This window comes from Streptomyces sp. NPDC059255 (genome assembly GCF_042752355.1).
Lineage (GTDB): Bacteria > Actinomycetota > Actinomycetes > Streptomycetales > Streptomycetaceae > Streptomyces.
Genome location: NZ_JBHYZP010000097.1, coordinates 379 through 2,202 on the forward strand (window position 1 = coordinate 379; position 1,824 = coordinate 2,202).

The 1,824-nt window shown below is 44.9% G+C and carries 3 protein-coding genes; all 3 read left to right on the forward strand.

Annotated features, from left to right (window positions below; genetic code table 11):
- The coding region (locus ACFXKG_RS41165; RefSeq protein WP_384850729.1) for a hypothetical protein at positions 1 to 187 on the forward strand (187 nt) is incomplete at its 5' end.
- Positions 188 to 502: 315 nt separating this feature from the next.
- Positions 503 to 1,561 (forward strand): hypothetical protein, encoded by a 1,059-nt coding sequence (locus tag ACFXKG_RS41170; RefSeq protein ID WP_376642743.1) that lies wholly within the window; start codon positions 503 to 505, stop codon positions 1,559 to 1,561.
- A gap of 59 nt (positions 1,562 to 1,620) precedes the next feature.
- A partial coding sequence (locus tag ACFXKG_RS41175; RefSeq protein ID WP_384850732.1) for a hypothetical protein occupies positions 1,621 to 1,824 on the forward strand: 204 nt, incomplete at its 3' end.

Sequence of the window (1,824 nt, forward strand, 5' to 3'; positions counted from 1 at the left end):
CATTCCGGTCATTGCTATGGCCAACAGTTCACACTATTTCATTTTCACCATGCAAAACCCGGATGACCGTAAAAAGATTGTGAAAGCAACAGGGATGCCGCAATTTATGGAGCAACCCGGCGGGCACAATTTTTGGTATTGGAAAGTGGGTATGCAAAACCCGGTACTAGCAAAATTGAAGCTTTAAAGGAGGTGATGACTTGGAGACACGAAAATTTGCAGGTGTCGGGCTGAAGAACATGATTGTCATTGCGCTATTCACAATGATGGTCATTGTCGTAACAAAGGTTATTGTCACGAAGCATCCGGTTAACGGTGTGACGCAATTAGTAAACGCAGTATAAGGAGGAAAAAAGCATGAAGGTTAAATGGTTAGTTCATACGTTCATTACTGTATTTATCACGATGGTTTTCATGTGGATTATTAAGAAAGCTTCAGCAAAATATCATATCCCGGTTGTATCTACAATCGCGGCAGAAGTCTAAGGAGGAATTTTAATTTATGGCAACTCAACAGCAACTATCAGCACAGGCAAAGGCTCAACTATTCTCGCAGGCTACCCGCCAAACATGGCAGATGATGGGTACACAGACAGTGACAGAGGACGCACAAACGGTATCATTCAACCTACCGAAAGTACGCCTGCTATCACAAATTTTAGTTGAATTTGACGCGACTGTCTCTCTCAAATCGCAGAACGCGGCAATTCCAACTAAACCATTTTCACCATACCAGATTATCAGAAATATTGCACTGGAATTAAACAGTGGATTCCGTCCTTTTGTTGTGTCAGGCGAAGCCCTTCACCTATACAGCTTAAACCGATTGAATCCAGACGTTCTATTACCTGCATCAAGTCCGCGGGCGTTATCTTACATTGAAACAGCCGCGAGCACGTCAGGTAAAGACGCGCGTATTAAATTCCAAGTCGCGCTGCCATTAACTTTAAACCAACGTGACCCGGTCGGTCTTATCTTGCTACAAAACGAGGAGACAACCGTTTCCCTTCAGATTGATACAGCACGCGCGCAAGACGCGTATCAGTTGGCTACTGGAGACACCGTTACACTGAAGCAATTGAAAATCACGCCGACAATTGAAACGTTCTCCGTCCCTTCTGTACCACAAGCTATGCCGGATATTTCTGTCCTGAAGCTTGTAAACGAAAAAGGCGAACAGTTCACCGGGAACGGTCAAAATATCGTGAAGCTTCAGACAGGGACGATCTACCGTAAACTCATGTTTTACTTTACGGATGAGTCAGGCAACCCGCTGAAGGACAGCGACTTTGCGGGCAACTTGGAATTGGTATTTAACCAAGCCGACATCCCTTACAGCATTAAGCCGTCAGCACTTGCAGCCCGAAATCATTCGGACTTGGGTTATGTCTTACCGGATGGGGTTTATGTGTTTGACTTCTCTAACCAAGGCTTGCCAAACCTCGGCGGCTCTCGTGACTATATTGACACCGAACGTCTTACAGAGTTTTGGATTCGCTTCAATACTCAAAAAGGCGGGCGCGTGAAAATCGTTGCTGAAAAGCTTTCACGCTTGCATTAATACACGCGGGAGGGCTTTTCCCTCCTTTTCTTATTTGACTACTACGAAGGAGGATTTATATGAACGCACCATCACAAATGGGTCTAGGTGAAATGTTCTACCATGCCGCAGACTTATATCCAAACATGGGGTTTATGAGTACCCGAACGTCTACAGTTCCCGAAGCTGAAGAACAAATGTCTCTTGTCGATGATGAGGACACAGCAAAAGAGCATGACGTAAAGCAAGACCCTATTACATCAAAACAAATCTTGCTGGGGTTC

Excerpts from the sequence above, each read along its gene's own strand:
- ACFXKG_RS41170 (WP_376642743.1), top strand. The coding sequence starts at position 503 with ATGGCAACTCAACAGCAACTATCAGCACAGGCAAAGGCTCAACTATTC.